Genomic DNA, 26,165 nt, shown 5'->3' with positions numbered 1-26,165 from the left:
GGGGACAATAAGGCAGACAGTATAGCGGGTCCGGCTGTCCCCCCGGACTGCGACCACGGGGCCGTCGCCACCACCGCAGGGGTATGCGAAACTGCAACGATGACAATCGTTCTCATCGCCGCCCTGCTCTACCTGGCAGCCACTGCCCTGCTGGTGCGCGCGCTCGGCCGCGATGAAAGCACCGGCTCCCCCACCTGGCTGTGGCCCGCCCTGCCGGCGATGCTGCTGCATGGCGGCTACCACGTGATGGTGGCGATGCGTACCAACGGCGGGCCGGACATGCACTTCTTCGCCGCGCTGTCTCTGGTCGGCCTGGGCATGGCCTGGCTGACCTCGCTGGTCGGCGCGCGTGGACGGATGTCGGCGCTGGGCGTGGTGGTGTTCCCGCTGGCCGCAGTGCTGCTGCTGGCCTACCACGGCTACGGCCACGAACCGAGCAAGGTGCTGGGCTGGCGCCTGGCCAGCCACGCCTGGCTGGCGCTGCTGGCCTATGCCACGCTGAGCATCGCCGCGCTGCTGGCGATCATGCTGTGGCTGCAGGAACGCGCGCTGCGCCGCCGCGAGTTCCGCCCGTGGCTGCGTGCGCTACCGCCGCTGGCCGACCTGGAATCGCTGCTGTTCCGGGTGATCACCGTCGGCTTCGCGCTGCTGACCCTGACCCTGGTCACCGGCGTGCTGTTCGTCGACGACCTGCTGGCACAGAAGCTGGTGCACAAGACCGTGCTGAGCGTGCTGTCATGGATCGTATTCGGCGTGCTGCTGATCGGCCGTCGCCGCTACGGCTGGCGCGGCATGAAGGCGGTGCACTGGACACTGGCGGCGATGCTGTTGCTGCTGCTGGCGTTCTTCGGCAGCCAGTTCGTGATCGAACTGGTGTTCGGGCATTCGCGATAGAGGCGTGCCGACCAACGGTCGCCCCCCCCCCGTAGTGCCGGCCGCTGGCCGGCAACTGGACCATGCCATGCGTGGATGCCGTAAGCGGGTCAAGGCACCGGTTGGGCCAGGATCTTCCGCACCGAGCGGCCGCTGTTGGTGAGGATGTCATCAACCTGCCAGCAGCCCTGCCCCTGGCGCACCATCGGCAGGCGGGTCACGTAGGCCTTCTTCCACACCGAATAGCGCATCTCGACCTGGCCGGCGGAGGCCGACGCCTCTTTCCAGCTGTAACGCACCGGCGTTTCGATGTCGCCGTCCTGCGCATCCAGCCACGGATCGGAATCGATCGTGCAGATGCCCTCTTCGCGCTGCTGGCAGGCGCGCTCGCCGCGCAGCGCCTTGCCGAAAGCGGGGCTGACCAGCGCCGGTGGTGGCTCCAGCAGGTCGCCATCGCCCGTCGTTGCCTCGTAGAAGGCGCGGGCCACAGCCACGGGTTCCTGGCAGGCCGGCCCGGCCTGCACGGTGGGGGCCAGCAGCAGCCCGGCGATCACGAACATCCCTGTCTTTCGCATGTATTTCTCCTTGAGGTAGTGCCGGCCGCTGGCCGGCAATACAGGATATCCCGGCGCTGCCGGCCAGTGGCCGGCACTACCCGATACCCGGCTTACAAGCCGTAACGCTCGATCACATCCAGGTGTGGCTGGCGATCCTGGTCGCAGGCTTCAGCCAGGCGCAGCCAGCAGTGCGGATGCGGCCACTTCACGGTTTCCTGCTGCAGGAAGCGGTGCAGCGCCAGCGGCGCATGGTCCTGCGGCTGGGCGACCGTGAACAGCAGGCCCGGCAGCGTGCCCTCTTCCGCGTCGGGATCGGTCACGGTGTAGTCCGGGCGGCTGTGCGACCACACCTGCCAGCCCTGCGCTTCGGCCGCAGCGACAAAGGCGTTCCAGGCTTCTTCGCCCGGATGTGCGCCGTCGATCAGCCAGCTGCGGGCGAAGCCGCCGCGCTCCAGCACATGCACCTGCGCATAGGTCGGGATGAAATGCTCGCGCGCTTCCTCCTCCTCCGGTGCCGGATGCACCAGCGCGGCATCGAACACCACCCAGTCACCCACCTGCTGCGCGCGGTTGGCCGGCGCGTTCTCGACGATGCGTGCGGTCACCGGGCCGCTGCGACGGGCGTAGTACTCCATCGGCTCGCCGTTCTCTTCGCTGCGGATGATCACCCAGCCCCACGGCTCCTCGACCACGCCGTCCTGGCTGGACAGCTCCATGCCGATCGCTGCGGCCGAGCGGCGCACCGCATCCCAGTCGCGCGCCGCGCTGGCTGCACTCATGTGGTCCCAATGCGCGGCGCTCGGCTCTTCCAGCAGCTCCACCAGCTGCGCATAGCAGGCCTGCGCCTCGCTGAAACGGCCGGTTTCCATGTACATCCGCGCCAGCGTGCCACGTGCACCGTGCGAACCTGGCGATGCCGCCAGCAGCGCCTGCGCGGCCTGCTCCAGCGCCGGCCAGTCGGACACGCGGCGTGCGCGCTGCACCTCGCACCAGTGCGCGAACACCGGCACACTGCCGCGATAGAGTTCGGCCAGCTGGCGCAGGCCATCGTCGTCGCCCTGCTCGGCCAGCCAGCGCATCAGCGTGTAGGCGGCCGGGCCGTCATCCTGCGCGTGCGCGCGCACGAAGCGCCACAGCAATGCGCGCGCTTCGGTCTGTGCACCACAGGCGCCCAGCGCGGAGGCGGCCATCTCGGCCAAGGCCTCGTCATCGGGCAGCTGCGCCTGTGCCTGCAGCAGCCACTGCGCCTCACGCTCCGGATCGCGCGACTGGTTCTGCTCGCCCCGCGCGTCCAGCCACGCCAGCAACTCGCCCGCCGGTGCCGGCAGCGGTGCCATCTCCGGCAAGGCATCGATGCGTGCCGCCAGGCCGGCCACCAGCGCAGCCGCACCCCGGTCCTGGCGCAGCTGCGCCAGATGGGTACGCGCCAGCTCCAGCTGGCGCAGCGCCACCCAGCGCGCTCCCCGCTGCAGCGCCAGCTCCAGGCTCAGCGCCGCGACTTCGATCAGCAGGCGATGCGAACCGACCCGGGCGAAGTGCTCGATGATCGTGTTGAAGCGCGTACCCAGGTCCCACGTATTGCGTGCAGGGTCACGCTGGCACAGCGCAGCGGCGGTGTTCGCCCACAGCCGCCAGTAGTTCGGGGTCAGCTCGCGCCACGGCACCAGCTGCTGCAGCGCCTCTTCGTCGCGGCCCAGCTGGGCCAGCGCCCACGCCTTGGACAGGCGGCGCGGCACCGTGCAATTGGCCGGCTCGTACTCACCGGAAGCCGCCACTTCGGCCTCGCGCTTTTCGATCAGCACCAGTGCCTCTTCGGCCCGGCCGACGGCGAGCAGGATCTTGATCTGCATCTCCGGGAAGCTGTCGAACACCTCCTTGCCGCAGGCCTCGATCGCATCGGACTGCACCTGCAGGTAATCCAGCGCCTCCTGGCCACGGCCATCGTCGAGCAGTGCATCGGCCTTCTCGCAGCTCAGGCACTGGAAGCAGGCCCAGCTTGGATCGATGCGGCCCAGGGTCTCGTCGCACACCTCGATGCGCTCCGGCACCCAGCCCGGGCCATCGATATTGCCGTAGCAGGCGGCCAGATCCTGGGTCACGCAGATCGACTGCGGGCATTCCAGGGTGTCCTCGCGGTGCGCGCGCTCGAACAGCGACACGGCCTCGCCAAGTGCGCTCTCGCCTTCAACACGGTTGCCGACACGATTGCGCAGCGCCCAGTGGCCGACATAAACGTCGACCCAGGGATTGTCGAGCGCCTTGCCCAGTGCGCGCGCTTCGGGCAGCAGCGCATCGACGCGGTCGATCTGCAGCTCACTGACCTCGTCGGCGAGGCGGTTCAGCAGGTGCGCGTTCTGCGCCTGGCCGGCCTGGCGCAGGTCGCCCTGCAGTTTTTCGACCCAGTTCCAGATGTCCATGGGGTAAGTGCTCCTGTCTAGCGAAGGCTGGATGAGAGGGTGCGGTGCTCAGCGCAGCATCTGCTGCAGGGCACCGGCGATATCGGTAAAGGCGCCGTTGAGATCCGGGCCTGGCGTGGCGGTCGCTGCCCGGGCCAGGGGACGGCCCTGCGCAGCGACGATGATCTTCAGCGAGCGCAGCAGGCGTGCCGCCGCTTCGGCCTGCGGGTGGCCCTCGCGCTGGGCGCGCAGCAGCGCCTGCACCGCCGGGTTGTCGAGGTTGAGGTACAGCCGCGAGGGTGCGCGCGATTCGATGCGTGCGGTGAACTGCCGCGCCAGGCGCAGCGCCGCCATCGAAACTCGCTTATCGTTCTCGTCGTCCTCCAGGCGCTGCTTCAGCTCGGCCTCGCGGTCGGGCACCACCACCACCGGCAATGCCTCCGGGCTGAAGCGCGCCGGCAGCAGCTGCTCGCCATCGCCCAACTGTTCGCGCAGCCATGCCAGCTGCGCCTCGTCGAGGCTGTCGTCGCTGCGGAACAGCGCGCGATTGCCCTGCTCGGTCCCCAGCTCGACCAGGCGCAGGCCCTTGGCCTGGGCCCAGCGTCGCAGGAACGGCACCACCGCGTAGCGATGGCCATGCGCGACCGGCACGCCCATCGCACGGAACAGCATTTCCTCGAAGCCGCCGCCGTTGTCGAGGATCACATGCACGGCTCCCCGCGCTGGCAGCGCGCTGGCCGGCAGGTCGCCCTGCGAGGTCGGCACGCGCACGTGTTCCAGCAGCAGGTCGAACAGGCGCTCATCGCACAGCGCCGCGCCCAGCAGCGCCTCGTTGTGGCGGCTCAATACGCGTCGCCACGCTTCCGGCTGCTGCCGCGCAACGTCGGCCAGGCCGTCGATCAATGCCTCCAGCAAGGCATGCTGCACGGCGCGGTACTGGTCATCGCGCTGCAGGTCTTCGCGGCTGGCGGTGGGCGTCAGCCGCGAGGATTCGATCACCCCGCCGATGAAACCGGCCCACGGCGGCAGCAGGTCGCGGGCGTCGTCATCCAGCAGCATGCCGCGCACGAACACCGACAGGTTGCGGTTGTCGCTGGTGCCATAGGTGGCGCCGTCCTGCACCCACAGCAGGCCGGTGGCATCGCTGTTGCCATCGGCACGCAGCGGCACGGTGACGATCGGCTCGAAATCGTGCTCGAAGCGAGCAGCGAACTGCAGCGCCTGGCGACGCGCCTGCACCGGATGCACGGCGACATCCCCCTGGCCGCGCCACGGCGGTGGCTCGGGATTGAGCGCCTCGCCCGCAGCGCCGATGAAGATCGGCTCGGACAACAACGCGCAGTAGCGGCCCAGCACCTCATGCAGGCGCGCCTCGTTGGCCAGCGGCAGGAAGTCCGGATGCAGCTCCAGCTCCACCTCGGTGCCGACCGCACGTGCCGGCACTTCGCTGACGGTGTATTGCTCGGCGTTGCTGGACACGTACAGATGGCCCAGATCCGGTGTCTGGTACGACGTAGTGCGGACGCTGACCCGGCGCGCCAGCACGAAGGCCGACAGGAAGCCGAGGCCGAACATGCCGATCAGGCCTTCATCGTCCTCGCCGCCCTGGCGCAGGCCACGGGTATAGCCGACGCCGACGGTGGCCAGGTAATCGTGGATCTCCTGGCGGGTCAGGCCGGCACCGGTATCGGTGATGCGCAGCACGCCGGCACCGGCATCGACCTGCACCGAAATGCGCGAAGGCACCTCGACGCCGGGCTGCTCGATGCGGCGGCGGATGATCGAGTCATGCGCGTTCTGCACCAGCTCACGCAGCGCCACCACCGGGGTGGAATACAGGTGCTTGCCCAGCACCGTCATCAATCCATTGAGATCGACCCCGGCACGACGGATCTCGGCGTTGGGGGCAGTGAGCGCGGTGTCCTGCATGTAATCGTTTACTCCTGGGCACGGAAAGACGCCAGAGGGCGTCTTCGTCGAGCGGGAAAAACTAGCACAGGGAAGCTGACCGTTGCCGTGCCCACCGCCGCATTCCGCACGCGCGAAGGCAACGCCGGGCCGTGCCCGGCGGGCGCGCGGCAGGCATCACGCCGCGTCGATGGCCTCGGACAGGCGCTCCACCGCGATCACTTCCATGCCTTTCACCGAACCACCCTTGGGCGCATTGGCCTTGGGCACGATGGCGCGCTTGAAGCCATGGGTGGCAGCCTCGCGCAGGCGGTCTTCGCCATTGGGCACCGGGCGGATCTCGCCGGACAGGCCGACTTCGCCGAAGGCGATGGTCTTTTCCGCCAGCGGCCGGTCCTGCAGCGAGGACAGCACCGCCAGCAGCACCGGCAGGTCGGCGGCGGTCTCCTGCACGCGGATGCCACCGACGACGTTGACGAACACGTCCTGGTCGCCGACCAGCACGCCGCCGTGGCGATGCAGCACCGCCAGCAGCATCGCCAGGCGGTTCTGCTCCAGGCCGACCGCGACACGGCGCGGGTTCGACAGCGGCGATGCATCGACCAGTGCCTGTACCTCCACCAGCAGCGGCCGCGTGCCCTCGCGGGTGACCATCACGCAGCTGCCCGGCTGATGGGTGCTGCCGCCGGACAGGAAGATCGCCGATGGGTTGGAGACCTCCTTCAGGCCCTTGTCGCCCATCGCGAACACGCCCAGTTCGTTGACCGCACCGAAGCGGTTCTTGAACGCGCGCAGCAGGCGGAAGCGACTGCCACTCTCGCCCTCGAAGTACAGCACCGCGTCGACCATGTGTTCCAGCACGCGCGGGCCGGCGATGCCGCCCTCCTTGGTCACGTGCCCGACCAGGAACACGGCGGTGCCGGTTTCCTTGGCGAAACGCACCAGCCGCGCCGCGCTCTCGCGTACCTGGCTGACCGAACCCGGCGCGGCGGTCAGGCTCTCGGTCCACAGGGTCTGGACGGAATCGGCCACGATCAGCCGCGGGCCGGCCTTGGACGCGTGCTGCAGGATCGACTCGACCCCGGTCTCGGCGAGCGCATTGACCCCGTCCAGTGGCAGCTCCAGGCGGTGCGCGCGCCCGGCGACCTGCGCCAGCGACTCTTCACCGGTGACGTAGAGCACCGGCAGTTCGACCGCCATCTTCGCCACCGCCTGCAGCAGCAGCGTCGACTTGCCGATGCCCGGGTCGCCGCCCACCAGCACCACCGCGCCTTCGACCAGGCCGCCACCCAGCACGCGGTCGAACTCGCCGATGCCGGTCGTGACCCGCCGGTGCTCGGTCTGCTCCACGTCCTTCAGGGCGGTGATCTTCGGCGGATCGATCTTGCCGGCCCAGCCCGCCCGGCGCGACGCCGGCGCCTTGGCGGCCGCGGCACTTTCCAGCGCGATTTCCGACAGCGAGTTCCAGGCGTTGCACTCGGTGCACTGGCCCTGCCACTTGCTGAATTCGGCGCCGCATTCATTGCAGACGTAGGCGGTGCGGGCTTTTGCCATCGGATGATTTCCAGCAACGGGAACAGGCGTGGCAGGATAGCCGAGCCGGGTCGCAGGTGCTGCGACCGCTCAAGTCCTGCCCACCCGCGCCGATAGGGGTCGCGGGCGTGCGCCTTGCGGGCGCCCCTTCCTCCCCCACTGGATTCAACATGACTGGCAGTTACAGTCAGAGCCTGGTCATCATCTCCCTGCTGGTGGCCATTCTTGCCTCGTACACGGCGCTGGACATGGCCGGGCGCCTTGCCACGGCCGAGGGCCGCGTGGCCCGCTGGTGGCTGGCGGGGGGCGCGGCGGCCATGGGGCTGGGCATCTGGTCGATGCACTTCATCGGCATGCTCGCCTTCGACCTGCCGATCCCGGTGGGTTACGACCTTGGCATCACCCTGTACTCGCTGGCGGTCTCGATCGGTGCTTCCGCCTATGCGCTGTGGCTGGTGTCGCGCCCCAGCCTGCCGTGGCGCCGGCTGCTGGCCGGTGCCGTGCTGATGGGCCTGGGCATCGCCACCATGCACTACCTGGGCATGGCGGCGATGCGCATGCAGCCCGGCATCGACTACCACCCGGGCTGGTTTGCCGCCTCCATCGCGGTGGCCATCGGTGCCGCTGGCGCCGCCCTGTGGATCGCCTTCCGCCTGCGCGCCGAGCATCGCCACACCCTTCTCCTGCGCGCGCTCGCATCACTGGTGATGGGCCTGGCCATCGTCGGCATGCATTACACCGGCATGGCCGCGGCGCGCTTCCCCGAAGGCAGCATCTGTGGCGCCGTCGGCAGTGGCGGCATCGACACGCGCTGGCTCGCGGTGCTGGTGATCGTCACCACAGTGGCCACGCTGGGCATCGCCCTGGTCGCCTCGCTGTTCGACCGGCAGATGCGCGTGCGCACCGGGCTGCTGGCCGATTCGCTGGCGCACGCCAACAACAAGCTGATCCAGGCGGCACTGCACGACCCGTTGACCCAGCTGCCCAACCGCATGCTGCTGCAGGACCGCATCGAGCAGGCCATCGAGAAGGCGCGGCGCCGCAATCATGCGGTGGCGGTGATGTTCTGCGACCTGGATGGCTTCAAGGCGGTCAATGATGCCTATGGCCACCAGCTCGGCGACCGCCTGCTGGTGGCGGTGGCACAGCGCATCGGCAGCCTGCTGCGGCCGCAGGATACGTTCGCCCGCCTTGGCGGCGACGAGTTCGTGATCGTGCTGGCCATCGATATTCCCGACGATGCGGTGGTGGTGGCCGAGCGCATCATCGCCGCTGCCGGCGAACCGTTCACGCTGGATGCGGCCGAACTGCAGGTGAGCGCCAGCCTGGGCATCGCCCTGTACCCGGATGACGCCAGCAACGAGCGCGAGCTGATGGCGCACGCCGATGCGGCGATGTACCACACCAAGGAAACCGGGCGTAACGGCTATACCTTCTTCACCCCCTCGATGCAGCTCAGTGCCAACCGCCAGCTGCGCCTGCTGCAGGACCTGCGCAAGGCCATCGCCCGCAACGAACTGCTCCTGCATTACCAGCCCAAATTTCCTGCCGCGGGCGCACCGGCCACCGGCGCCGAGGCACTGCTGCGCTGGCAGCATCCGGAGCTTGGCCTGCTGGCGCCGGATGTGTTCATTCCCATCGCCGAGCGCAGCGGCCTGATCCTGCCGATCGGTGACTGGGTACTGGACCAGGCCTGTGCGCAGCTGCGGGCATGGCACGATGCCGGGCATGCCGAATGGACAATGGCGGTGAACCTGTCGCCGCTGCAGTTTGCCTCGCCGGCGCTACTGGACAGCGTGCGCGAGGTGCTGCAACGGCACCGGATCGAACCGGCACGCCTGACCCTGGAGATCACCGAGACCACGGCGATGAAGGACGTCGATGCCAGCCTCGCGATTCTCAACGACCTGACCGCGATGGGCGTGCACATCGCCATCGATGATTTCGGCACCGGCTATTCCAGCCTGCTGTACCTCAAGCGCATGCCGGCCACCGAACTGAAGATCGACCGTGCGTTCGTGCACGACCTGGAGCGCAACGACGAGGACGCCGCCATCGTCTCGTCGATCATCGCGCTGGGCCGCACCCTGCAGCTGCAGGTGGTGGCCGAGGGCGTGGAGACCCAGGCGCAGCGCGAGTACCTGAGCGAGCTCGGCTGCGACCAGCTGCAGGGGTACCACCTCGGCCGGCCGATGGAGGCCGAAGAGTTCATGCGCCGGGTGGGGTGAGTCGGTGTGCGGAGCAAGCTCCGCACCCACCACTCCAGTAGATCCACGCCATGCGTGGATGTTCCTCACCGCCCCCCACTGCAAACAAAAAGGCCGCCCGAGGGCGGCCTTTCTGCGTGGCAACGTCGCGAGGACGTCAGTGCATCATGTGCACGTTCATGTTGTGCATGACCCACAGGGTGCCGATCACGATGATGCCGATCACCACAACGGTGAACGCCGCAGCGTTGACGTTCCAGCGGCTTTCCGAAGAGCGGTCCAGGTGCAGGAAGAACACCAGGTGGACCAGCATCTGCAGCACCGCGGTGACCGCGATCACCACACCGTTGACGGTGCGCGAGAAGTCGCCCGACATCACCATCCAGAACGGGATGACGGTCAGCACCACCGCCAGCACGAAGCCGATCAGGTAGGACTTGACGCTGCCGTGGCTCTCGCCGCCGGCCGCGTGGTCGTGTGCATGGTTGTCATGTGCCATTACAGCGCTCCATTGAGGTAGACGACGGAGAACACGCCGATCCAGATCAGGTCCAGGAAGTGCCAGAACAGGCTCAGGCACGCCATGCGGGTCTTGTTGGTCGGGGTCAGGCCGTACTTCTTCAGCTGCACGAACATCACCAGCAGCCACAGCAGGCCGGCGCTGACGTGCAGGCCGTGGGTGCCGACCAGGGCGAAGAACGCCGACAGGAAGGCACTGCGGTCCGGACCGTAGCCCTGATGGATCAGGTGCTGGAATTCATAGACTTCCATGCACATGAAGCCGAAGCCCAGCAGCCAGGTGACCGCCAGCCACAGGAACATCTGGCCGACCTGCTTGCGGTGCATGGCGATCATGCCCAGGCCGAAGGTCAGCGACGAGGTCAGCAGCAGCGCGGTTTCCCACGCCACGAACGGCAGCTCGAACAGGTCCTTCGCGGTGGGACCACCATCGGTACCGCCGGACAGCACCACGTAGGTGGCGAACAGCGAGGCGAAGATGAGGCAGTCGCTCATCAGGTACACCCAGAAACCGAAGACGGTGTTGCCGCCGGTGTCGTGGTGCTCGTGGTCGTCATGGCCATGGGCCGCCGCTTGCGCGGCGTGCCCGTGGCTCAGGGTCGAGGTATTGGTGCTCATGCCTTCAGCTCCGACTTCACCAGGCCCTGGTTTTCCAGGTGCTTGCGGTGTTCGTTCTCGATGCGTTCCACCTCGGCGGCCGGGACCCAGTAGTCCACGTCCTGGTCGAAGGTGCGGTAGATGAACGTGGCGATCATGCCGACGAAGCCGACGATGGCCAGCCACCAGATGTGCCAGATCATCGCGAAGCCGAACACCAGGCTGAAGGCACCGATGACAACGCCCGTGCCGGTGTTGCGCGGCATGTGGATGTCGGTGTACTTGGCCGGCTTCGGCCAGGCTTCACCACGCTGCTTGCGCTCCCAGAAATCGTCCAGCTCGGTGACTTCCGGCAGGCTGCCGAAGTTGTAGAAGGCCGGCGGCGAAGAGGTTTCCCACTCCAGCGTACGGGCATCCCACGGGTCGCCGGTCAGGTCGGCGGTCTTCTTGCGGTCGCGGATCGACACGGCCACCTGGATGATCTGGCACAGGATGCCGGCACCGACGATGAAGGCACCCGCAGCGGCCACCAGCAGCAGCGGCTCGTAGGCCGGGTTGACGGTGCTCTGCAGACGACGGGTCATGCCCATGAAGCCCAGCACGTACATCGGCATGAAGGTCACGTAGAAGCCGATGAACCAGCACCAGAACGCGCACTTGCCCCAGAACTCATTGAGGCGGAAGCCGAACATCTTCGGCCACCAGTAGGTGATGCCGGCGAACATGCCGAACACCACGCCGCCGATGATGACGTTGTGGAAGTGGGCGATCAGGAACAGGCTGTTGTGCAGCACGAAGTCGATGGCCGGGATCGCCAGCATCACGCCGGTCATGCCGCCGATGGTGAAGGTGACCATGAAGCCGATGGTCCACAGCACGGGCGTGGTGAACTGCACGCGACCGCGGAACATGGTGAACAGCCAGTTGAAGATCTTCACGCCGGTCGGGATCGAGATGATCATCGTCGTGATGCCGAAGAAGGCATTGACGTTGGCACCCGAGCCCATGGTGAAGAAGTGGTGCAGCCACACGATGAACGACAGCACGCCGATGCAGGCGGTGGCGTAGACCATGCCCTTGTAGCCGAACAGCGCCTTGCGCGAGAAGGTCGCGATGACTTCGGAGAACACACCGAACGCCGGCAGGACCAGGATGTACACCTCCGGGTGACCCCAGATCCAGATCAGGTTGATGTACAGCATGGCGTTGCCGCCACCGTCATTGGTGAAGAAGTGCGTACCCAGGTAACGGTCCAGGGTCAGCAGCACCAGGGTGATGGTCAGCACCGGGAAGGCAGCGACGATCAGCACGTTGGTCACCAGGGCGGTCCAGGTGAACACCGGCATCTGCATCAGCTTCATGCTCGGGGTGCGCATCTTGAGGATGGTGATGAAGAAGTTGATACCACTGAGCGTGGTACCCAAACCCGCCACCTGTAGACCCCAGATGTAGTAGTCCATGCCTACGCTTGGACTGTATTCGATGCCCGACAGCGGCGGGAACGCCAGCCAGCCGGTGGCAGCGAACTCACCGATCCACAGCGACAGCATGATCAGCACCGCACCGGACACGAACAGCCAGAAGCTGAGCGAGTTGACGAACGGGAACGCGACGTCGCGCGCACCGATCTGCAGCGGCACGGCCAGGTTCATCAGGCCGGTGATCAGCGGCATCGCCACGAAGAAGATCATGATCACGCCATGGGCGGTGAAGATCTGGTCGTAGTGGTGCGGCGGCAGGTAACCCTCGGACCCGCCGACGGCAAGCGCCTGCTGGGTACGCATCATGATCGCGTCGGAGAAACCGCGCAGCAGCATGACGAAGGCGACGATGAGGTACATCACGCCGATCTTCTTGTGATCCACCGAGGTGAACCACTCCTTCCACAGATAGCCCCACAGCTTGAACTTGGTGATCAGGGCCATGACGCCCAGGCCACCAAGAACCGCGCCGATCAACGTCGTCAGGACGATCGGATCGTGGGGGATCGACTCAATTGAGAGTTTACCCAACATGTTCATTCTCCCGAGCCCGCGTGGCCGGCGTGACCGGCGGCGGCGTGCTCGTCAGCAGTGTGTCCGGCGTGTTCGGCCGGAGCGGCGGCAGCGTCGGTATGGCCTTCGTGGCCCTCGTGACCTGCATGGGCATCATGGCCTTCAGCAGCGGCACCGTCGGCCGGGGCCTTGTGCTTCATGCCGTAATGCTTGTTGTCGCCCATGTGCTTGGCGATGACCCAGTCGAACAGGCCTTCTTCGGTCTTGCCGAAGTAGGTGACCGGGTACCACTCGGCGTTGCGTGCTTCGCCCAGCGCCTTGAACGAGGCCTTGTCCAGGGTCTGCTCGCCGGCGCGGACCTGGTCCAGCCACTGGCGGTATTCGGCATCGGTGACCGAGTAGGCGGTGAAGTGCATCTTGGCGAAGCCCGCGCCGCTGTAGTGCGAAGACATGCCCGGGAATTCACCGGTCTCGTTGGCGATCAGGTGGAGCTTGGTCTCCATCGCAGCCATCGAGTAGATCATGCTGCCCAGGTGCGGGATGAAGAAGGCATTCATCACCGAATCGGACGTGATCTTGAAGTTCAGCGGCGTGTTGACCGGGAACTTGATTTCGTTGACGACCGCCACCTTCTCTTCCGGATAGATGAACAGCCACTTCCAGTCCAGCGAGATCGCCTCGATGGTGACCGGCTTGACGTCCGAATCCAGCGGCTTGTAGGGGTCCAGTGCGTGCGACGAGCGCCAGGTCAGGACCGCCAGCACCAGCACGATCATGCAGGGAATCGACCACACCACCACCTCGATCGCCGTCGAGTGGGACCACTTCGGCTCGTAACGGGCCTTGGTGTTGGAGGCGCGATACTTCCACGCGAAAGTCAGGGTCATGATGATGACCGGGATGACGACCAGCAGCATGAGCACGGTGGCCGTGATCAGCAGGGTCTTCTCATCCTGGCCGATCTGGCCCTTCGGACTGAGGATGGCCACCGCATCGCAACCGGTGAGCATCACCAGCAACGACAGCAGCAGGCCCGGGCGCAACCAGCGCCCAAGGGTTTTCAACGGAATCATCGGTCGATCCAATTGCGAGGGAATGCCGTTCCCCGTCCTGCCTGTTCCGGCCAAAGCCGGTCCCACCGGTCCGGAAGACAGGCAGGGAGGTGGGGTCGAGTCAGCCTTTCAATTTTAGGCCGTCACCCACCATTTAAGAAAGGCATTGACAATGATCGAGCGCAGGAAAGGCCCGATTCTGGCTGCGACACGTTGTCGCACCGCGCGGGCGCGGCGGGCAGGACGCCCGGGGCCGGCATCCTAGCATCAGGTGCTGGCCCGCGGTCCGCCCTCGTTCGGCAAAGTCATCTGAACCTGTTCAGGCGTGCTGGCGGGTGCCTGGCGTGGGATGCTCGGCGCAGGAGGAAGGCCCGTGGACAAGATCGACTTCAAGAAGCGCGACCGGGCGCTCTATCAACCGCCCGCCGGCAAATTCGTACGGGTCGATGTGCCGCCCCTGCCCTACGTGATGGTCGATGGTCGCGGCGACCCGAACACGGCCCCCACCTACCTGCAGGCCGTGCAGTGGCTGTATTCGGTGAGCTATGCACTGAAGTTCGCGCTGAAGGCCAAGGGGCAGGACTACGTGGTGCCACCGCTGGAAGCGCTGTGGAGCGCCGAGGACCCGGCCAGCTTCGCCGCGCGGCGGAAGGATGAGTGGGCCTGGACCGTAATGATCCGCACGCCAGAGGGCATCGGCCCCGCACAGTGGCAAGCCGCGATCAGCAAGGCGCGCACGAAGCTGGGCGAGGCTCCGCCCAGCCTTCGCCATGAACTCCTTGCCGAGGGCCCAAGCCTGCAGACCTTGCACGTGGGCGCCTACGACGACGAAGGCCCCACCCTGGCGCAGCTGCATGACGAACTGATGCCCGCACTGGGATACACCTTTGCCGGCCCCCATCATGAGATCTACCTGAGCGACCCGCGCAGGACCGACGCGGCGCGGTTGAAAACCGTGCTGCGGCAGCCGGTGCGCCCGATTGAGCCTGATGAGGACTCCTGCACGTGACACAAGGAACGCCATGCGCCTGATCAGCCGACTGCTGCACTGGACCACCCTGCCCGCCGGGCGCCGCCTGATGGCCGTGCTGGGTGCTGCGCTGGTGATCGTGCTGGCCTGCAATCCGGATCTGCTGCCGTTGTTGCCGGTCGTGGATGCGCTGGGGCTGGACGTGCTGATGCTGTTGCTGGCTGCGCAGATGGTGGCGGTACTGCCTTGGGTGCGCGAGCGGGCCGCGCGCGGGGCCAGCGTGCTCGCACACCTGCTGATCGGTGCATCGGCGGGAGCAGCAGGTGGCTATCTCCGGCAGCTGGCGTGGTGGCTGGCACGGGGTGCGGTGATCGTTGGACGTGAATGAAGCTGTGTTTGCATCGGTGACGTCGCCGACCGACCTTTCCCTTCGGGCACAAACAGAAAGCCCCGGCAACGGCCAGGGCTTTCTGTTGATGTAACTGCTCGTCTTGCGTGGAGTGCGTCTAGAACGCGGTCGGACCGATTTGAATCACACCATCATGGGTCAATGCGAGACGGATCTTGGTTCTGCCACCCGCCGTGACCACGTGGGAAATTTCGCGCCTGTGCGCCGATTCATCCCCCCACGAACAGAGCCCTTTACCCGCGAAACTTGCGCTGACAATGCGATTGCCGGCAGGCACAGACAGCGAGACAGACTCTCCCCGCTGCAGATGGGCTGCCAAGGTGCCGTCGATATACAGTGCAAGTGGGCACGCCCCACCAACCGCGCCGACGTCGCGCGTGACGATTACCTGCCCGGAAGCACTGTCCCCCATCCCATTGAAGGCGAAAATCCGCTCGGCAGGCACCGGCTGCGCCTGTTCGGAGCTGATCTGACGGGTCGCACAGCCGGCGAGAACGACGCACGCCATCAGGCTCACCACGATCTTCTTCATGACATCCCCTGTTGATTGAAACTGACTTGCCCAGCCCAGCCCAGCCCAGCCCAGCGCCGCAAGCAATACACCTCGGCAATGGTAATGACCTCGACCGAGCAGGTACATGCCCGCAGTTCCATCAGACGTTTCCGCCGGCCTTGGGCCCGCGCCCGCCAGCACAACCCAAACAAAAAGCCCCGGCCAAGGCCGGGGCTTTTCATTACAACTGGTGCCGGAAACAGGAGTCGAACCTGCGACCTACGCATTACGAATGCGCCGCTCTACCAACTGAGCTATTCCGGCGGAGCCCGCGATTTTACGGGCTGGGCGCCCCGGCGGTCAATCCCCCCGGCTCAGCCCGCCCCACCCGGTTCGTACACACCCGCCCCTCGGCGAAATCCTGCAGGTTCCCCAGCGTGATCGCCGAGATCTCCTGCAGCGCCTCCACGGTGAAGAAGCCCTGGTGGCCGGTCACCAGTACATTGGGGAAGGTCATCAGACGCTGGAAGGCCTCGTCGTCGATGATCTCGCCCGAGAGGTCCTGGAAGAACAGTGCGCTTTCCTGCTCGTAGACATCGATTGCCAGATGGCCGAGCCGCCGCGACTTCAGCGCGCGGATCACCGCATGGGTATCGACCAGCGCGCCGCGCGAGGTGTTGACCAGCATCGCGCCGGTCTTCATCCGCGCCAGCGAGACGTCGTTGATCAGGTGCTGGGTGTCGGGCGTCAGCGGGCAATGCAGCGAGACGATGTCGGCGCGCGCCAGCAGTTCGTCCAGTCCAACCATGTCGCCCACGCCGGCGAAGGCCGGCGACGGGTACGGGTCGTGCCCCAGCACGGTGCAGCCCATGCCGTTGAAGATGCGCGCGGTGGCCAGGCCGATCTTGCCGGTGCCGACGATGCCGACCGTGCGCCCATGCAGGGTGCGCCCGAGCAGGCCATCGAGCATGAAGTTGCCCTCGCGCACGCGGTTGTAGGCGCGATGGGTCTGCCGGTTGAGCGTCATCACCAGCGCCAGCGCGTGCTCGGCCACGGCTTCGGGGGAATAGGCCGGCACCCGCGCGACGAACAGGTCCAGCGCTTTCGCGGCTGCCAGGTCCACATTGTTGAAGCCGGCGCAGCGCAGCAGGATGGCGCGTACGCCCAACGCATGCAGGGCATGCAGCACCGACGCGTCGAGACGGTCGTTGACGAACACGCAGACGGCGGCGCAGTCCTGCGCAAGCGCGGCGGTATGCACGTCCAGCGCGGCATCGAAGTACACGAACGCGAAGCCCTGCCCGGCCGCATCGCGCTGGTTGGCCTCGTCCAGGAAGCGACGATCGTAGGGGCGTGCACTGAAAACGGCGATCTGCATGGACAGGCCTGGCTGGAGTTCCCTGCCGACCATACCGCAGCACCTGCCCTGATGGGATGGCCCCGGCGATACGGATATCGCCGGGGCCGCGTACCACTTAGAACCGGTAGCCCAGGCCCAGCATCACGCCATTCTGGATCTGACCGTCGCGGCGCTCACCCACGTAGTCGGCCATGATCGACAGGCGCTCGCTGGCGCGACTGGTCACGCCCACGTTCCAGGCCAGCACCTGCTCGCCCACGGCCTGGCTGCTGGCACCGAACACCAGGTCCGGGGCCGCAGCGAAACCGGTGCTGTAGCGCGCCTGTGAATCGCCCAGCTCCTTCTGCCAGACCACGCGGGCACGCGGGGTGATGCGCTCGCCGTTGTTGCCCTCGAAGGTCTTGAACAACTGCAGGCCGGCACCCACGCGGATGCTCTCCAGGCTGCCGCCACGCCCCACCAGCGCGCCAGCACCCTGCCCTTCGTTGAAGCGGGTGGCCGAGGTCCGCGCGTAATCCACCACCGGCAGCAGCGGCTGGATCACCAGTCCCTTGCCGGTGGTGAAGGAGAACGCGTGTTCGACCCGCGCCGAGATCGCATCGTTGCTGTACCGGGCGCGCAGCGGCTGTTGCAGGCCATCGATGGCGGAGAGGTTGCGGCGGGTGTCATGGCGCAGATCGGTATAGCGCACGGCCGCCGACAGGTAGCCACGCGAATAGGTCGCATCCAGGTAGCCGCCCACATCCAGCGCGCGCACGTCGCCACTGAAACCGGAGCCATCGCTGGCCTTGGTCGACATGTCGGCCGCAGCCACGCTGACGCCGAGGGTGACGCGGTCATCGGCCACGCGGGTGTCGGCACCGACCACGATACCGCCGATGTTATGGCTCAGGCCGGCCACGCCACCGTCGGCGTCGATGCGGCCATGGCTGGCGAAACCGCGCGCCCACAGGCCATGGCTGCGTCCCGTCGCACCGCCACCGCCAGTCCCCTCGCCGGCCGGTTCGACCAGATGCATGGCCAGCTGGTTGAACAGGCTGCCATGGCGCATGCCCGGCTGCGCCGAGACCGACTGCGCTGCCTGCGAGGCCAGGCCATCGGCATCGCCGCCACTGCGCATCGCCGCCTGGTGCTGCTGCACCACGTTGCCGATGCTGCCCAGCAGTGCGTTGTCGGCCAGGCGCAGGCTGGCATGCGCATCACCGCGCAGGGCGCCGGCCTGCTGTGCGATCACATCGCGGTCGGTGAACTGCAGCGCGCCGAGCAGCGACTTCAGGCCGCTGTCCTGGCGATCCGATGCGGCTGCCAGCGCGCGCCCCAGTCCATCGCCGGAGGTGCCGTTGGCAAACAGCCCCAGCTGGTCGAAGCCCGGGTTGGCGGTCAGCCACAGGCCGTCGGCCGTCTGGTTGACGTTGAAGCTGAGCAGCGAATTGTGGCGCGGGCGGAATACTTCGCCCGCAGTGATGCTGGCGCTGTAGCCGGTGTCGCCCAGTCGCACGACATCCTGGAAACCGCCCTGGTAGATCGGCCCTTCCACCAGGTCGCGGCGGTAGGCACCGGCATAGAAGCCCTGGGCCACGTTCAACGCCAGGTGTGCGCCCTGCGCGATCACCAGCGCCCCCTCTTCGGCACCGCCATCGTAGAAGCTGCCAACGCGCAGGCGGCCACTGCCGGTGCCACCGGCCTCGGTAACATCGAACAGCACCTGCCCGCCGGGCATGATGTTGACGTAGCCGTGGGTCACCAGATCACCGCCACGCGGCATCAGCGTGCCGAACACGCGCAGGCGGTTGAAGCCGTCTTCGCGGTAGGACGGGCCGGTGCCATCCAGCAACGCATCGCTGTCGGTGCCGACCGATGCGATATCGCCATGGCCAACCACGATGCTGCCCGGCATCACCCGCAGCTCGGGGGTGCGCAGCGCGCCACCCTCCAGTGCGATGGTGCCGTTGTCGACCAGCATGAAATCGGCGCCGGTGGTTTCGGCGGTGCGCCAGGTGGCGCCATTGCTGACACGGATCACGCCGGCCGAACTGGCCAGGGTCGAGGCATCCAGATCGGCCAGCCGCAGCTGGCCGCGCAACGCGTCCTGGAGGTCGGGATCGGCGAGCATCTGCTGCAGTGACTGTGCGCCGATGCCGTTCGGTCCCCGCGTGGAGACGTTGTACAGACTCACCGCGTAGTTGATGTAGGTGCTGGCCCAGTCGGTGTTCCAGCGCGCGAAATCGTCGTCGACGAAGGCCTGCAGCTGGCGCGCAGTACGCAGGTAGCCCGGGTTGATGTCGCCGCTGACGTTGCTGGTGACATGCAGGGTGTCGCCCGGATCGCGGTAGCCTGCCGTGTTGATGATGTTGTTGCCGCGGATGTCCTGGCCCGGGAACGACTCCAGCTTGCTGCCACTGCCATCCGGATCGAAGGTGACCGAGGTACCCGTGGTGCGCGCCGGGTCGCGGAACACCAGCAGGCCATTGGGCTGCACCACTTCATACATCGCCTTGTGCAGCAGGCCCGCATCCATGCCGCCACCGTAATTGCCGGTGTAGATCTGGGTCATGCGCGGCGACGGTGCGTAGGTGATCCTGCCACCGCTGCTGGCGGCATGGATCTGCACCGAATCGACCAGCGGCAGATCGCCGCCAAGGTAGCGGTTGACGCCACCGGACTGCATGATCGAGCAGGACGAAATGCAGTGGCCCGACACGATGGTGTCCAGGCCCTGGGTGCGGATCACCGCCTGCAGCCACTCGCCGGCGATCAGCGCGCCACCATTGGACGTGCGCAGCACGACTTCGCGGATCGGGCGGCCTTCGGCCTGTGCCTTGGCCAGCAGCGCGGGCAGCGCCACCACATCGGCAACGGTTACGCCGCCGCTGAGGAAGACGCGATCATCCTGCACGTGATAATTCATCGCCATGACGTCATCAGCCGCCGCGATGACGGTGATACCCATCAGCCCTGCCAGGGCCAGGCTCAACTTCGAATGCTTCATGTGTTCTCTCTCTCCACCCGCAACACACGGGTCAAGAGTTCAACGTCCGGGCGATGCGATCTCCCCCAGCGCACCGCCCCCCGAAACATGAATGCATTCACAATGGAATCAGGGGCCCTGCACACTCTTCCCCATCCGGTCATCGTCGCGTAAAACTCGAAGACGCACCTGCCACCGAAGCACGAGGCCAGCCCTGTCCACCCCCTCTCCTCTGATCCATCGCGCGCCGGACCTGTCCGTGCCGACGGACGCGTTCATTGCGTTCGTGCGGGAAGAACGCGCGCCGTTGTGCGCCTTCCTGCGCACGCGCGGTGTTGGGCCGGAGGATGCCGAGGACATCGCGCAGGACTGCATGGAGCGGCTGATCCGCTATCGCGCGCATAGTGCCGACGAGCTGCGGTTGCTGCTGTATCGTATCGCCCGCAACCGCCTGGCAGACCGCGGCCGTTCGTCGCAGTCGCGGCCGCATCTGTCCCTCGCCGAACATGATGGCGGCAACGAGCCTTCCAGCACGTCGCCCGATCCATTGCGCCAGGCCGAGTCCGGGCAGATGCTGTCCCTGCTGCGGCAGGCCCTGTTCAAGCTGCCCGAGCGCGCGCGCGAGGTGTACCTGCTCAACCGGATCACCGGCATGAGCTATACGCAGATCGCGCGGCACTGTGGAATCACCGCCAAGACCGTGGAAAAACATATCGCCCGCGCCCTGCAGGGCCTGCGCCAGGAACTCGGATCGGATCCGCTGCACAACGACAGGGACAACGGATGAGTCACGCCAGGCCCAGGGAAGACACCCAGCTGTTCGAACGCGCCAGCATCTGGGTGGCGCGGCTGGAAGCTGCGGACTGTACGCCGGCCGAGCGCGAGACGTTCGAGGACTGGCTGGCCGAAGACCCGGCCCATGTCAGCGCCTGGATCGAGGCCGAGAGCCTGTTCCAGCAGAGCGAAGAACTGGCCGCCGACCCGTGGCTGCGCACTGCCGCGGCACGCGTGGCGCGGCCGGTGCGGCGCCGCTGGCTGCCGGCGCTGGGCGCTGCCGCAGGCGTCTGCCTGGCCGTCGGGATCGGCTGGATGGTAGCGGTCGACGGCAACCCCGCGCCGCTGCGTTATGCCAACGATTCCCACCAGCCCCGGCAACAGACGCTGGCCGATGGCAGCGTAGCGACGCTGGATGCCGGCACCACCCTGCACGCCCGTTTCGGTTGGCGCCATCGCAACCTGGTGCTGGATCGTGGCCGTCTGCAACTGCAGGTCGCACCGTCCAGCAAGGCGCTGCAGCTGCGCGCCGGCGACAGCACCATCCGCGACATCGGCACCACCTTCCAGGTGGAACGCCTGCATGATGGCCTGGTCGAAGTCGCACTGCTGGAAGGTGCGGTGGAAGTCAGCAATGGGGGGACCCAGCACACCCTGGCGCCCGGTCAGCAGCTGCAGGTGCTGCCATCGGGCCGCATCCAGCCTGGCCCGGCGCTGTCGTCCAATGCCGCTGCCGAAGGCTGGCTGCAGGGACAGCTGGTGTTCGATGCCACGCCGCTGTCGATCGTGGTCGAGCGCATGAACCGCTACGGCCGCACGCCGCTGGTCATCGCCGATCCCGAGATCGCCAGCCTGGCCGTGAGTGGCACGTTCCGTGCCGGCGACGCGCAGGAACTGCTGTCGGCGCTGGAACTGGGTTGGTCGGTGGCTGGCCAGACGCGACCGGATGGCGCGCTGGAACTGCGCCGCACGTACTGAGGAGGCCTGCAGTGATGGCAGTACCGGGCGCGCTGCAGGGGGGGCTGCTCCGCACCCTGTTCTGCTTCGCGCTGAGCTTCACCGCGCTGCCCTCTGCCGATGCAGCCGAACAGGCCGGCACCCTGGAGGTCCATGTCGATGCAGGTCCGCTGGCACCGGCCCTGCAGCAATGGGCACGCCAGAGTGGCATCGCCCTGCTGTTCGACGCGCGTGAGCTGGATGGCCTGCGCACCTCGGGCACCCACGGCCATAGCAACGCGGCTGCGGCCCTGAAGGAACTGGTGGCCGGCATGCCGGTGAACATCCTGCGCACGTCATCTGGCGGATTCGTCGTCCGCCGTACCCACCCCGCGCTGCCATCGCCACCGCCGGTCGCGGCACGCGCCACGCCCGCAGCACCTCCGCCACACAAGGCTGCCGAAGCGCCACCGCAGGTGGAACTGGCGCCGATCCATGTCACCGGCAGCCGGCTGCCGCGCACCTCCGTACAGACGACGTTGCCGGTCACCATCATCGACCGCGATGACATCCTGCGCAGCGGCTACGGCAGCCTGTTCGACCTGCTGCGGCACTTGCCGGGCATGAACGGCCACCCGGCGATGAGCACCTCGCGCAGCGGCGATTCGCAATACCTGCCAGTAGGTGCGGCCACCACCACCAGCCTGGACGGCATGGGCCCGCGGGCGACCTTGTTCCTGGTCAACGGCCGGCGCCTGCCGCGCTATCCCATGGTGTCGCTGGAACAGGGCGGGCTCACCGACCTGGGGGGCATCCCGCTCAGCTTCGTCGAACGCATCGAACTGGTACGTGGCGGCGCCTCGGCCATCTATGGTGCCGATGCAATGTCCGGCGTGGTCAACATCATCCTGCGTGACCAGGCCGATGGCCCTGAAGCCATGCTGCAGACCGGCCTGAGCGGGCGCGGTGACGCCGGCCAGTATCGCCTGCAGGCGGCCACCGGCGGCGTGCGCGACGGAGGGGACCGCTGGTTCGCCGGCGTCGACCTGCACCGCATCGACCACGTCGCCGGCGATCGCCGCGAATGGCATGCGGAAACCTCGCAGTACCTGATCGGCGCGTTCCGCGATGGACGCTACTGGCCGGCAAAACGCTGCGAGGGGCCATTGAAGCGGCGCAATGGTGCCTGCTGGTTCGACAGCGCGCGCCCGCGCTCGCTGCAACCGGCCTCGGACACCGCCTCGGCCTACCTGCGCTATCGGCACGAGCGCGGCGAAGGTCGCTATGCCTACGCCGAAGCGCGGGCCAGCCACAACCGGCAACGCTTCGACCTCGGCCCGACCGCCGTTGCCATCGGTCTGTATGGATACACCTTCAACAGCGTGCTGCGCGAAGCCGGCAACGTGCGTCCGCATGTGCGCGCCACCGATGCCGACGTCACCTTCGGCATCGGCCGCGATCAGGGCCGGCGCAGCTGGGATGCCGGCATCAGCGCACAGCGCAGCGATGTCACCCTGACCACCTCGGGCACCGTGCGCGCCGAACCACTGCTGCGTGTAGCCGAGACACTGGATTTCCTGCCCGGCTTCACCACGTTGCCGGCGGGCGCGGCCGAGCAGTTGTTCCCGTCGATCCGCAACCGCGGTCGTACCGAGCAGTGGCAGGGCTGGTGGGGCATGCAGCGCGAGTTGATGCCGTTGGCCGGCGGTGCTGTACAACTGGCCACCGGCATCGACCTGCGCCAGGAACGCTGGACGTCGCATCCCGACGCGCTGCTGAGCCAGGGTGACCTGGCGCTGGGGCTGCCTCAGGAACAACGCCACCTGTCGCGCCGCAGTGGCGGCGCCTACGCCGAACTCGGCCTGCCATTGGCACGCACGCTGCGCATGGACCTGGCCGCACGCTGGGATCGAGATGGTGGCTACCAGGCTTTCTCGCCCCGCGTGGGCGTGCGCTGGAGCCCAACACCGCAGTGGTCATTCCTGCTTGCCACCGGGCGCGGCTACCGTGCCCCCAGCCTGTTCGAGCAGCGGCGACCACCGGGCTATTTCGGCGCGATCGAACTGCCCGCTTCCAGCGCTCTGCCCGACTGCGCGCAGAGTACCGGCAACGGACGCTGCAGCGTTACCGTGGACGTGGTGGAGAACGATGCATTGAAGGCCGAGCGGTCGCGCAGCCATTCCCTGGCCGCCACCTGGACGCCAACCGAGGCGTTCTCGCTGTCGCTGACCCACAACATCGTCGAACTGCGCAACGAGATCCTGGCCCTGCAACCGGTCGACGCGGTGTGGAACCCCAGCACCTGGGAGCTGGACGAGGACGGCCACCTGAACAGCCTGCGCCTGTCGTTCGACAACATCGGCCGCACTACGTCGCGCAACTTTGTACTGCGCGGTGAGTACCACATCGACACCGGCAGCACCGGCCAATGGTTGTTCTCGCTCGATGCGCTGAAGCAGCAGGAGCTGCGCCGCGAGCGTGGCCGCGAGGCAACAGTGGACCTGCGCGGCCATGTCACGCCGACGATGGCCGCCGTGCTCAATGTGCAGTGGCAGAACAGCAACTGGGACATCGCCCTGCGCGGCAACCAGGTGGGGCGCACGCGTGCCTGGCTGCCCGGTGCGGAATGCCCGGAGGAGCAGCGCGAGCAGAACCATTGCATGAACCCGCGGCAGCTGCGCTGGAACCTGCATCTCGCACGGCGGCTGGGGCCGCGCGTGGTCGCCGCACTGGACGTGCACAACGTGCTCGACACGCAACCGGTGAACTACCTGGTCGGCAATGGCGGGCAGATGCCGGGGCTGGACGACCCACTCGGCCGCTACTTCCTGCTGACCCTGCAGATCCGCTGAGCGTAGTACCCTACGCGCCCTGTTCCATCGGTACCCCACCACCCCATGAAGGCCTATCTCTGGTTCTGGGGCGCGTTCCTGCTGTTCTTCGCGTTGCCCTTCCCGTGCATTCTCTACTTCGGCACGTCGTGGCCGGTGCAGCTGGCCGATCGCAGCGCACCCTGGCTGGCACTGCTGTTGCTCGCCCTGTCGCTGGCCCTGTGGCTGGCGTTGCTGCTCGCCTTCCTGCACTACCTGCTGCTGGGCCCGCCGCGTGCCTTGCATCGGGTGCGCTCGATCCTCGCCGACGGCGAGCCGCGTGATGCGATGATCGAACAGGCAGAACAGACCGCCGTGCAGGTGCGCGGTTTCGCGCAGTGGACGCTGCAGCTGGGCTTCCAGAACCTGTCCGGCACGCCGATCAACGAACAGATGCTGGTGGTGGACAGCAAGCCGCAGCTGCAGCGCTTCGTTGCCGGCAAGCGCATCGAGGTGCGCCTGAGCCGCGAACCGGGCGCGTTTCCCAATGTGGTGCTGGAGGGGGCACAACCAGAACTGGATGTCGCCAGCCTCTGGCGTCGTGGCGTCGGTGCGGCGATCGGCATCGTGGCGGTTGCCAGCGCCTACGTGTTTGCCTACCGGCTGCAGAGCGAGGGCCTGGGCTGGACCTTCCTGTCCCTCGGCCATCCCCTGCTGGTGTGCCCGCTGGTGTTGTGCGGCTATGCGCTGGGCCTGCGCCTGCTCGGCCGCCTGCTGCAGGCCGATGCACGCGGCGATGCGCTGAAGTATCGCGGCATCGGCGTGGATGCCAAGGTGCTGAAGCTGCGCCAGACCGGAACCTACCTCAACGAGCAGCCGCAGGTGGAGTTCCAGCTGGAGTACATCGACCGCGAAGGCGGTGTGCAGCAGGTGAGCGTGCGCCGCTTCATCCCGCTGATCGAGCTGGCCAACCTTCCACGCGAGCAGGTCACGCTGTTGTACGACCCGGAAGATCGCCGCAACGTTCGCCTGGTGGGTGTATGAAGCAGCCGCCCTCGACCCGGCTGGTGTTTTCCATGGTGCTGCTGGTGCTGGCCGGCGTCGCCGTTGCCGGTGGTGCGCTGCAGACGCTTGGTGAAACGATGGGCCATTCGGTGCAGGCCGATCGGTTGCCGCCGTTCGTTTCGTCGCAGCCGCCGCGCGAGCAGCCCGCATCGCTCGCGCCCGGCGTCACCGTGCCTGCCGGGCCGCAGCCCGCACCGATTCCCACGCGCAGCAACCGCCTGTTCGATGCCGACCATCTGCTGGCCGCGCGCCAGGCACTCGAAGAGCTGCCGGCGCTGGCCGGGCATCGGTTAACGGTATTCCACAGCATCCACTTCTACGACGATGGCCGGATCAATCTGGACCTGGTGGATCCGCAGCAACCGTCACGCGTGGACAGCTACCACTTCGAACGCGGCCAGTGGCGCAAGGGCGACCCGGTCAATCCGCAGCGCTTCGCGCCCACCATCACCCTGCGTCGCAGCAGTACGGCGCTGGCCAACATCGATTTCGAGGCGGTGCCACGCGTCGCCCAGGCGCTGCAGGCACAGCGCAATGCGTTGATGGGCACACCGGGTGAAGTCGGCCACGTCTATGTGATCGTGCGCAAGGGCGGCACCCTGGCCTGGCTGCCGGACGAAGTCACCGGTGATCGCCAGTCCGCACGCCTCTCCTTCGACGCACAGGGACGCTCCGGCAACCCAAGCCTCCGATAGTCAACGCAAAAAGGGCACGGAGGGGATTAAGTCGTTTGTGCCTTGGTGC

Annotated in this window: 20 protein-coding genes and 1 tRNA gene; 9 read left to right on the top strand and 12 right to left on the bottom strand. The window is 67.1% G+C overall.

Annotated features, from left to right (window positions below):
• The first annotated feature begins 99 nt into the window (after positions 1–99).
• Positions 100–894 carry a cytochrome C assembly family protein gene (locus EGM71_RS05935; protein ID WP_188488420.1) on the top strand — a complete coding sequence of 265 codons (795 nt, stop codon included), beginning with the start codon at positions 100–102 and terminating at the stop codon, positions 892–894.
• Positions 895–983: 89 nt separating this feature from the next.
• Here the strand turns inward: EGM71_RS05935 and EGM71_RS05930 are convergent, their stop codons facing one another.
• The 4 genes from EGM71_RS05930 to radA form a co-directional block, all read right to left on the bottom strand.
• Positions 984–1,448: a hypothetical protein gene (locus tag EGM71_RS05930; protein WP_188488418.1), complete on the bottom strand. Its 465-nt coding sequence runs from the start codon at positions 1,446–1,448 to the stop codon at positions 984–986.
• A 92-nt stretch (positions 1,449–1,540) separates the two neighbouring features.
• Positions 1,541–3,847 carry a tetratricopeptide repeat protein gene (locus tag EGM71_RS05925; protein WP_188488416.1) on the bottom strand — a complete coding sequence of 769 codons (2,307 nt, stop codon included), beginning with the start codon at positions 3,845–3,847 and terminating at the stop codon, positions 1,541–1,543.
• Positions 3,848–3,895: 48 nt separating this feature from the next.
• Entirely contained in the window at positions 3,896–5,755 is a 1,860-nt protein-coding gene (locus EGM71_RS05920; RefSeq protein WP_188488414.1) for an ATP-binding protein, read from the bottom strand.
• Between the two features lie 156 nt (positions 5,756–5,911).
• A complete protein-coding gene (radA, locus tag EGM71_RS05915) occupies positions 5,912–7,288 on the bottom strand; it encodes a DNA repair protein RadA (RefSeq protein ID WP_188488412.1) in 1,377 nt (458 codons plus the stop codon).
• A 149-nt stretch (positions 7,289–7,437) separates the two neighbouring features.
• Here radA and EGM71_RS05910 point away from each other — a divergent pair, with 149 nt between their 5' ends.
• Entirely contained in the window at positions 7,438–9,495 is a 2,058-nt protein-coding gene (locus tag EGM71_RS05910; RefSeq protein ID WP_188488410.1) for a putative bifunctional diguanylate cyclase/phosphodiesterase, read from the top strand.
• A gap of 136 nt (positions 9,496–9,631) precedes the next feature.
• Here the strand turns inward: EGM71_RS05910 and cyoD are convergent, their stop codons facing one another.
• The 4 genes from cyoD to cyoA are packed head-to-tail and all read right to left on the bottom strand — an operon-like array spanning position 9,632 to position 13,657.
• Entirely contained in the window at positions 9,632–9,973 is a 342-nt protein-coding gene (gene cyoD, locus EGM71_RS05905; RefSeq protein ID WP_014036396.1) for a cytochrome o ubiquinol oxidase subunit IV, read from the bottom strand.
• Positions 9,973–10,611 (bottom strand): cytochrome o ubiquinol oxidase subunit III, encoded by a 639-nt coding sequence (cyoC, locus tag EGM71_RS05900; protein ID WP_188488408.1) that lies wholly within the window; start codon positions 10,609–10,611, stop codon positions 9,973–9,975. The genes cyoD and cyoC overlap by 1 nt, the downstream gene beginning before the upstream one ends.
• On the bottom strand, positions 10,608–12,605 hold the full coding sequence (gene cyoB, locus EGM71_RS05895; protein ID WP_188488406.1) for a cytochrome o ubiquinol oxidase subunit I: 1,998 nt from the start codon (positions 12,603–12,605) through the stop codon (positions 10,608–10,610). The genes cyoC and cyoB overlap by 4 nt, the downstream gene beginning before the upstream one ends.
• A gap of 2 nt (positions 12,606–12,607) precedes the next feature.
• The gene (gene cyoA / locus EGM71_RS05890) at positions 12,608–13,657 is read right to left on the bottom strand and encodes a ubiquinol oxidase subunit II (RefSeq protein ID WP_188488404.1); all 1,050 of its coding nucleotides are present in this window, start codon (positions 13,655–13,657) and stop codon (positions 12,608–12,610) included.
• 352 nt (positions 13,658–14,009) lie between these two features.
• On the opposite strand from cyoA, the gene EGM71_RS05885 reads away from it, so the two are divergent.
• Positions 14,010–14,645, top strand: coding sequence for a GyrI-like domain-containing protein (locus tag EGM71_RS05885; RefSeq protein WP_188488403.1), 636 nt, complete (start codon positions 14,010–14,012; stop codon positions 14,643–14,645).
• A 13-nt stretch (positions 14,646–14,658) separates the two neighbouring features.
• Positions 14,659–14,994: a hypothetical protein gene (locus EGM71_RS05880; RefSeq protein ID WP_188488401.1), complete on the top strand. Its 336-nt coding sequence runs from the start codon at positions 14,659–14,661 to the stop codon at positions 14,992–14,994.
• Positions 14,995–15,112: 118 nt separating this feature from the next.
• Here the strand turns inward: EGM71_RS05880 and EGM71_RS05875 are convergent, their stop codons facing one another.
• From EGM71_RS05875 to EGM71_RS05860, 4 genes are all read right to left on the bottom strand, one after another.
• Positions 15,113–15,655, bottom strand: a complete 543-nt coding sequence (locus EGM71_RS05875; protein WP_223224540.1) for a hypothetical protein — start codon at positions 15,653–15,655, stop codon at positions 15,113–15,115.
• 101 nt (positions 15,656–15,756) lie between these two features.
• Positions 15,757–15,832: transfer RNA gene (locus EGM71_RS05870), tRNA-Thr, on the bottom strand.
• 13 nt (positions 15,833–15,845) lie between these two features.
• Entirely contained in the window at positions 15,846–16,886 is a 1,041-nt protein-coding gene (locus EGM71_RS05865) for a 2-hydroxyacid dehydrogenase (RefSeq protein WP_188488399.1), read from the bottom strand.
• A gap of 97 nt (positions 16,887–16,983) precedes the next feature.
• Positions 16,984–19,857, bottom strand: coding sequence for an autotransporter domain-containing protein (locus EGM71_RS05860; RefSeq protein ID WP_188488397.1), 2,874 nt, complete (start codon positions 19,855–19,857; stop codon positions 16,984–16,986).
• Between the two features lie 238 nt (positions 19,858–20,095).
• Here EGM71_RS05860 and EGM71_RS05855 point away from each other — a divergent pair, with 238 nt between their 5' ends.
• The 5 genes from EGM71_RS05855 to EGM71_RS05835 are packed head-to-tail and all read left to right on the top strand — an operon-like array spanning position 20,096 to position 26,116.
• Complete coding sequence (locus EGM71_RS05855; protein ID WP_188488396.1) at positions 20,096–20,623, top strand: RNA polymerase sigma factor; 528 nt, start codon at positions 20,096–20,098, stop codon at positions 20,621–20,623.
• Positions 20,620–21,588: a FecR family protein gene (locus tag EGM71_RS05850; protein WP_188488394.1), complete on the top strand. Its 969-nt coding sequence runs from the start codon at positions 20,620–20,622 to the stop codon at positions 21,586–21,588. Before EGM71_RS05855 ends, EGM71_RS05850 begins: the two co-directional genes overlap by 4 nt.
• A 14-nt stretch (positions 21,589–21,602) precedes the next feature.
• Complete coding sequence (locus EGM71_RS05845) at positions 21,603–24,398, top strand: TonB-dependent receptor plug domain-containing protein (RefSeq protein ID WP_188489757.1); 2,796 nt, start codon at positions 21,603–21,605, stop codon at positions 24,396–24,398.
• Positions 24,399–24,443: 45 nt separating this feature from the next.
• On the top strand, positions 24,444–25,400 hold the full coding sequence (locus EGM71_RS05840) for a hypothetical protein (protein ID WP_188488392.1): 957 nt from the start codon (positions 24,444–24,446) through the stop codon (positions 25,398–25,400).
• Positions 25,397–26,116 carry a hypothetical protein gene (locus tag EGM71_RS05835; protein WP_188488390.1) on the top strand — a complete coding sequence of 240 codons (720 nt, stop codon included), beginning with the start codon at positions 25,397–25,399 and terminating at the stop codon, positions 26,114–26,116. Before EGM71_RS05840 ends, EGM71_RS05835 begins: the two co-directional genes overlap by 4 nt.
• The last annotated feature ends 49 nt before the right edge of the window (positions 26,117–26,165 follow it).

The sequence above is a fragment of the Stenotrophomonas maltophilia genome (assembly GCF_006970445.1).
In the GTDB taxonomy this organism is placed as follows: domain Bacteria; phylum Pseudomonadota; class Gammaproteobacteria; order Xanthomonadales; family Xanthomonadaceae; genus Stenotrophomonas; species Stenotrophomonas maltophilia_AU.
The sequence above is the reverse complement of the archived record's forward strand: the minus strand, read 5'-3'. Positions and strand labels throughout refer to the sequence as shown.

Coding starts and splice junctions, on each gene's coding strand:
- EGM71_RS05935 (WP_188488420.1), top strand. CDS start 100: ATGACAATCGTTCTCATCGCCGCCCTGCTCTACCTGGCAGCCACTGCC.
- EGM71_RS05930 (WP_188488418.1), bottom strand. CDS start 1,448: ATGCGAAAGACAGGGATGTTCGTGATCGCCGGGCTGCTGCTGGCCCCC.
- EGM71_RS05925 (WP_188488416.1), bottom strand. CDS start 3,847: ATGGACATCTGGAACTGGGTCGAAAAACTGCAGGGCGACCTGCGCCAG.
- EGM71_RS05920 (WP_188488414.1), bottom strand. CDS start 5,755: ATGCAGGACACCGCGCTCACTGCCCCCAACGCCGAGATCCGTCGTGCC.
- radA (WP_188488412.1), bottom strand. CDS start 7,288: ATGGCAAAAGCCCGCACCGCCTACGTCTGCAATGAATGCGGCGCCGAA.
- EGM71_RS05910 (WP_188488410.1), top strand. CDS start 7,438: ATGACTGGCAGTTACAGTCAGAGCCTGGTCATCATCTCCCTGCTGGTG.
- cyoD (WP_014036396.1), bottom strand. CDS start 9,973: ATGGCACATGACAACCATGCACACGACCACGCGGCCGGCGGCGAGAGC.
- cyoC (WP_188488408.1), bottom strand. CDS start 10,611: ATGAGCACCAATACCTCGACCCTGAGCCACGGGCACGCCGCGCAAGCG.
- cyoB (WP_188488406.1), bottom strand. CDS start 12,605: ATGTTGGGTAAACTCTCAATTGAGTCGATCCCCCACGATCCGATCGTC.
- cyoA (WP_188488404.1), bottom strand. CDS start 13,657: ATGATTCCGTTGAAAACCCTTGGGCGCTGGTTGCGCCCGGGCCTGCTG.
- EGM71_RS05880 (WP_188488401.1), top strand. CDS start 14,659: ATGCGCCTGATCAGCCGACTGCTGCACTGGACCACCCTGCCCGCCGGG.
- EGM71_RS05875 (WP_223224540.1), bottom strand. CDS start 15,655: ATGTACCTGCTCGGTCGAGGTCATTACCATTGCCGAGGTGTATTGCTT.
- EGM71_RS05865 (WP_188488399.1), bottom strand. CDS start 16,886: ATGCAGATCGCCGTTTTCAGTGCACGCCCCTACGATCGTCGCTTCCTG.
- EGM71_RS05860 (WP_188488397.1), bottom strand. CDS start 19,857: ATGAAGCATTCGAAGTTGAGCCTGGCCCTGGCAGGGCTGATGGGTATC.
- EGM71_RS05850 (WP_188488394.1), top strand. CDS start 20,620: ATGAGTCACGCCAGGCCCAGGGAAGACACCCAGCTGTTCGAACGCGCC.
- EGM71_RS05845 (WP_188489757.1), top strand. CDS start 21,603: ATGGCAGTACCGGGCGCGCTGCAGGGGGGGCTGCTCCGCACCCTGTTC.
- EGM71_RS05840 (WP_188488392.1), top strand. CDS start 24,444: ATGAAGGCCTATCTCTGGTTCTGGGGCGCGTTCCTGCTGTTCTTCGCG.
- EGM71_RS05835 (WP_188488390.1), top strand. CDS start 25,397: ATGAAGCAGCCGCCCTCGACCCGGCTGGTGTTTTCCATGGTGCTGCTG.